The following is a 5,431-nucleotide window of genomic DNA, read 5'->3' on the forward strand; positions in this document are numbered from 1 at the left end:
TGCCGATTTTTTCCTTGGTTGTAATTATATTTTAATTATTTTGCACTTCAAAACTTGATTCTCTTCTTTGTTCTCTTAATTAAATAGAGAACAATTTCTTTGTTTCTTTTCAAAATGAGAATTGCTGGATAAAAAGGTTGGAAAACATCTTCAAAATGAATAACTTGCTCACAGGAGTGCGCCTTCGTGATAGCGAGGCTTGTCAAGAGATGGGGAAAACCTCGCGACTGTTCTTTCACACCCCAATGCGATGGGTGCAAGCATCGCATAGTTTGATGCACCGCTACATGAAACACTTGCTACTCACTACTTAAAAATTTTTTAAATTTCCTCATTCCTTGTTCCTGAAAATACTTGCTACTTCATCTATCCACCACTAACCAATAACCAATCAGCTAAAATACAAATAGATCGAGATTAAAATTATTCGTAATTAATGGCACGTAAAAACAGATACGATTATGATCGTTCAGGACGAGATAGTGGAGCAAAATCGAATCGAGATCGCTCCTATGGTTCGGAATCTCGCAACTCACCACCTTCAGGAGGAGGAAAAAATCCTTTTAACCCAGCTAAAGCAGCTATTTTAGCTAGTGTTTTTATTTTGGGTATTGTAGTGGGAATCGCTCTAAACTTTAGTAATAATTCTAATCTTGATACTGTGGATTCGCGGTTTGAAATCGATCAACAAGCTCCTAATGCCCAATTATGTCAGCAATTTGGCGCGAGTGCTATTGTGTCAGATATGCGAATTTACTTGACTTTGAACCCGTTTAATGTATTTGTGACTCAGCCTATTATGGAACCTGGTTGTGTGTTGCGCCAAAACAACTGGTCTTTACTAGAAAAGCAGAATTTAGTTAGTAACGAACAAGTAAGAGACTGTAAGCGCAGGATGAATACTTTCGGTTTTACTGGAGTTTTAGAAGGTAAACCAAAAATCAACTGTATTTATCAAAATGATTCTATGGGCAATTTATTTCTCAATAAATCAGGTGGAAACTCTGGCGCAAGACCAGAATCGGATAACTTCTAGTTGAAGAATAAATAAGGAGCAGGGAGAGCAGAGGAAGCAAAAGGTAATAAGTCACAACTAATGACTAACGACTAATAACCAACCACTAGCAACCAACAACAAATCATGAAAAAAGCAACTTGGAATGGAGCTACTTTAGCAGAAAGCGATCGCACTATTGTAGTAGAAGGCAATCATTATTTTCCTTCAGAAGCGATTAATCAAGAGTATTTTCAATCTAGCAATACCCATACCAGTTGTCCCTGGAAAGGACAGGCTAGTTACTACAACATTGTGGTAGAAGGAAAAGAAAATAAAGATGCAGCTTGGTATTATCCTAGTGCTAAAGAAAAAGCTCAAAACATTGAAGGATATGTTGCTTTTTGGCGCGGGGTCAAAGTTGATTGATTTTCAACTTTTTTAGTTTTCACTTCAAACGACGGCGTTTTTCAAAAACTGAAGTACCGACTGAAGCGAGGGTAACCAGGATAACTGCGACAATTGCACGAAGTTCTAATTTCTCTCGTAAAATAATAAAACCCAAGACTGTAGCAATCCCTGGTTCCAAGCTCATCAGAACTCCAAACACGCGGATAGGCAATTTTTTTAGTGCTTCTAACTCAAAAGTGTAAGGAATTGCCGAAGAAAGAATTGCCACTCCCAATCCTGCTGCTAAAAATCTGGGTTCGAGTTTGGCTAAACCTCCAGATAAAATACTCAAAGGTAACAGTCCTATCGTTCCTGCTGCCAATGCTGCGGTCAATAACGATAGTCCTCTGATTTCGGCAAATACCTTTCCTACCCTGGCAGAAAGCAAAATATAAGTACCCCAGAAAAATCCAGCTACAAGAGCCAGAGCAACACCCCAAGGATCGAGAGCAGAGCCTCCTACGGGAGCTAGCAAAAAGATACCAACTCCAGCCAAAAATATCCAAAGTAAGTCGACAAGTTGACGAGAATTGGCGCAAGCTACCCCCAAAGGGCCAACAAACTCTAAAGTAACGGCAATACCCAAAGGAATGCGATTGATAGCAGCATAAAAACTGTAATTCATAGCTGCTAAATCCAAGCCAAACAAAATTAAAAGTAAGTAGTTAGCACGGGTGTAACCTTTAAGTTGAGGTCTTTGTAGTAATAATAAGAAGATTGCTCCTAAGCCCACACGTAAAAGTACTGTAGTCGTCGCGCCTAATTCTTGAATGATACTTTTCGCAAATGCCGAACCCAGTTGAGTAGAGGCGATCGATATCAACACTAAAAAAGTAGGAGGCGGTAATGCTAAATTTGGTTGCAGCTTTTGCATAAATCTTCTTTAATACCAATAAATAATTTATGACGGTACTGTTTGATGTGATGGCAGAAGTTGATGTTAACCAATGCCGAATGAAAATTAATATTAGTTTGTGTTAAACAAAAGCGCGATCTCTTTCTTTGGTAGTTACCGCAAAACATCCCCCATTTTTGCCCTGTAAAGTAAAAATTCTCGATCGACACTGGGAAGACGAGAGGAATTTGACAACACAGTTTTCTACAACTAACTAATAACTTTTTTCGTTATGGATACTTTTACCTATTCCACAGAGATTGAATCATAGTTACCGAAAATACTTAATACTTCTGTATACTGCTTTAATTCGGCTAAAGCCTCTTGAATTTTTGGCTCTTGTAAACTGCCTTCTAACTCAATAAAAAAGATATATTCTCCTAAAGAACGCTTAGTTGGACGAGACTCAATTTTACAAAGATTAATCTCTCTTTCAGCAAAAATTTGTAAGGGCTTAACTAATACTCCTGGAACGTTAGATTTTTCTAAACCAAATGCTAACGAAATATGGCTACCAAATTTATTAGTTTCAAATCCAATAACTAAAAAGCGGGTACAGTTGTCAGGGCGATCGTTAATTCCTGAGTATAAGATCGGTACATGATAAATTTCGGCTGCTCTAGCCGAAGAAATAGCACAAGCAGTAGGGTCTTCTTTGAGTAACTTGAGAGCTTCTGTGGTAGAGTTGGCTGCGATTAATTGCACTTGAGGTAGATTATTAGCTAACCATTCCTGACATTGCCCTAAAGCTTGAGGATGAGAATAAACTGTTTTGATATTTGCTAAATCCTCATTATAAGAAAGTAAAGAATGAACAATCGGAATTGTTAATCCTCTTAATATCTTTAAATCTTTTTTTTGCCATAAAGTATCTAGCGTAATATTGACTGTCCCTTCAATAGAGTTTTCTACAGGAACAACTGCATAATTAACCTTTTTTTGCGCCACTGCGCTAAGAGCCAAAGCAATACTTGGTTGAGGACACAAAATAAACTTTTGTTGCTGGTTTGTTTCTAACCATTCACCATAAGCTGAGGCTGCACTTTCAGAATAAGTCCCCACAGGACCCAAATGAGCAAGAGAAATTGCCATAGATTTTATAAATTACCCAAAAATATTACGATGAATGTAAATCTCTCGACATATATATTTTTTTTTTAAGAAATGTAACCTAAAATTATAAAATTAATAGACATCACATACTTTAAGTTATTACACTTATGCACGCTCGTTTTCAAGCAACCGAATCAGTAAAAATATCCGTTGAAGAAGCAGAAATTCCCATTCAGCACTATTTACGTCAACCTCAGAGATTAGTAAAAGCGATCGCTAATCCTAAGCTCATGAAACAATTATCGGATGATTTGTACGAACTTAAAATGAGACCGATAAACTTTATGGGAATTTATCATTTTCAACCCACAGTATTATTAAAAGTCTGGACTCGTGCAAACGGCACAGTTTATCTCAAGTCAGAAGGTTGTCAAATCCAAGGAATAGACTATATTAATCGCCGTTTTTGCCTCAATCTCAAAGGAATTTTATCGCCACAACAACACCAAAATCAGACTACTCTTGAAGGTCAAGCAGACTTAGAGGTAAAAGTAGATATTCCTTCTCCTCTGATGCTTACTCCTAAATCCATTTTAGAAGGGACAGGAAACGGGCTGCTTAAAAGTGTTCTAACTAGAATTAAACAACGACTAATCAGTCAGTTACTAGAAGATTATAGTCAATGGGCAGCAACCGAAGTCAAGCAAGCAGATAACAACTCTACAATTACCGATCTGGGATTAACTTGATCTTGTATGCTGTTGATTTAATTTGTTACTAACTAGCAGAACATGATATACTATATTCTGCTTAACGCGGATGTGGTGGAATCGGTAGACACGCACGCTTGAGGGGCGTGTGGCTCACGCCATGCGAGTTCGAGTCTCGCCATCCGCATATCTACAAGATAGTATAGCTGGCTTGCTTATCACTCACATGACCTTAGCCACTACGCATAGCTTGTATCCAAAATGTACCCAACAAGCTTATTATGCCCATAACTAACTGAGTAAAAAACGAGTAATTAGCTAACCTCATCAACTCTTGATTCAAATACGTCAAAACTGTAAACTACAATCATTGCCAAAAAAAACAAAGCGTTGTACAACACCTAGTCTACGTCGTCAAATCTGATATTTACCCTGAATTATTCATCGTCTATTTCATCTTCAATTCTATAAACATCCTCAACATACGGATGCATAATTTCATTACTATCATTTTCAATATCGTCATCCCAAAAAGGGACTACTTTTTTCTTACGCTTTTTTGGTTGATTCTTCACGATCATATTTTCAAGACTCTGACACCTATTTTCAAACTTATCATCAGTCGCTTTGGTTCTCTCAAGTATTAAGGTTGTTAATTTGTCAATTTGCTTTTCTAGCTGTGAGATTCTTTGCTCTAAAATGCTCATAAGTTTATTCCTATTGATTAATTATCTGACTACGTAAGGACATACAAGATACTTGATGTATGGCTCTATATTAGTTTTAGTACAGGTTCTCTTTCTGATAGAAACTAAACGGCTATTGACTAAAGCTTTACTGACTTCTATTTCTTCGGCTATTTCAGTTTGAGTTAACCCATCAATTAACATCTCTATGATTTCCTTTTCTAGTGGTTCTAAATAAGGAAACTTTTCGTATTTGTACTTTGCAACAACATCTTGAGTACGGCTAGGGTGTTGATTCTGTGCCAGGCACTCTCGATAAGTTCATGCAACTTTTGTGTAATTTTTTAAGCCGAAAAAGCCAATTTTCTTTTAGACAACATCGATTGACCAAAAACTTCTTTTGACCAAGCATTAACATCGGTTACATGAATGTTTTCCATTGCCTGGAGTACTCGATCTGGAGTTAGTTTAGTACTTCATGATTATAATTCTTACTCACTTTTTACTCACTTTAGCTAAATGTACCTGTGAGTGTGCGACTCGTTTCAGTTTAACTACTTACGTATTACGTAATGAGGAATGCTGAGGCTACTTTTTATTAAAGTAGAATAACTCAAGACTCACGGTTCGCTTAAATCAAAAA

Annotated in this window: 8 protein-coding genes and 1 tRNA gene; 5 read left to right on the top strand and 4 right to left on the bottom strand. The window is 37.0% G+C overall.

Annotated features, from left to right (window positions below):
- Nucleotides 1-155 precede the first annotated feature (155 nt).
- The 3 genes from H1P_RS36770 to H1P_RS30550 all read left to right on the top strand — a co-directional run bounded on the left by H1P_RS36770 (nucleotide 156) and on the right by H1P_RS30550 (nucleotide 1,423).
- Nucleotides 156-314 (top strand): hypothetical protein, encoded by a 159-nt coding sequence (locus tag H1P_RS36770; protein WP_186376236.1) that lies wholly within the window; start codon nucleotides 156-158, stop codon nucleotides 312-314.
- Between the two features lie 122 nt (nucleotides 315-436).
- Nucleotides 437-1,036, top strand: coding sequence for a DUF3172 domain-containing protein (locus H1P_RS30545; protein WP_144874841.1), 600 nt, complete (start codon nucleotides 437-439; stop codon nucleotides 1,034-1,036).
- Nucleotides 1,037-1,141: 105 nt separating this feature from the next.
- Entirely contained in the window at nucleotides 1,142-1,423 is a 282-nt protein-coding gene (locus tag H1P_RS30550; protein ID WP_144874843.1) for a DUF427 domain-containing protein, read from the top strand.
- A 19-nt stretch (nucleotides 1,424-1,442) separates the two neighbouring features.
- Here the strand turns inward: H1P_RS30550 and H1P_RS30555 are convergent, their stop codons facing one another.
- Together H1P_RS30555 and pheA are read right to left on the bottom strand one after the other, a co-directional pair.
- Entirely contained in the window at nucleotides 1,443-2,318 is an 876-nt protein-coding gene (locus H1P_RS30555) for an EamA family transporter (RefSeq protein ID WP_144874845.1), read from the bottom strand.
- Between the two features lie 267 nt (nucleotides 2,319-2,585).
- The gene (pheA, locus tag H1P_RS30560) at nucleotides 2,586-3,431 is read right to left on the bottom strand and encodes a prephenate dehydratase (protein ID WP_144874847.1); all 846 of its coding nucleotides are present in this window, start codon (nucleotides 3,429-3,431) and stop codon (nucleotides 2,586-2,588) included.
- Between the two features lie 128 nt (nucleotides 3,432-3,559).
- On the opposite strand from pheA, the gene H1P_RS30565 reads away from it, so the two are divergent.
- Nucleotides 3,560-4,141: a DUF1997 domain-containing protein gene (locus tag H1P_RS30565; RefSeq protein WP_144874850.1), complete on the top strand. Its 582-nt coding sequence runs from the start codon at nucleotides 3,560-3,562 to the stop codon at nucleotides 4,139-4,141.
- Nucleotides 4,142-4,207: 66 nt separating this feature from the next.
- A tRNA-Leu gene (locus tag H1P_RS30570) sits at nucleotides 4,208-4,289 on the top strand.
- 250 nt (nucleotides 4,290-4,539) lie between these two features.
- Here the strand turns inward: H1P_RS30570 and H1P_RS30575 are convergent.
- Entirely contained in the window at nucleotides 4,540-4,809 is a 270-nt protein-coding gene (locus tag H1P_RS30575; RefSeq protein WP_144874852.1) for a hypothetical protein, read from the bottom strand.
- A gap of 21 nt (nucleotides 4,810-4,830) precedes the next feature.
- A complete protein-coding gene (locus H1P_RS39120) occupies nucleotides 4,831-5,094 on the bottom strand; it encodes a helix-turn-helix transcriptional regulator (RefSeq protein WP_144874854.1) in 264 nt (87 codons plus the stop codon).
- Between the last annotated feature and the right edge of the window lie 337 nt (nucleotides 5,095-5,431).

Origin of the sequence: Hyella patelloides LEGE 07179, from assembly GCF_900659865.1 — a bacterium.
Lineage (GTDB): Bacteria > Cyanobacteriota > Cyanobacteriia > Cyanobacteriales > Xenococcaceae > Hyella > Hyella patelloides.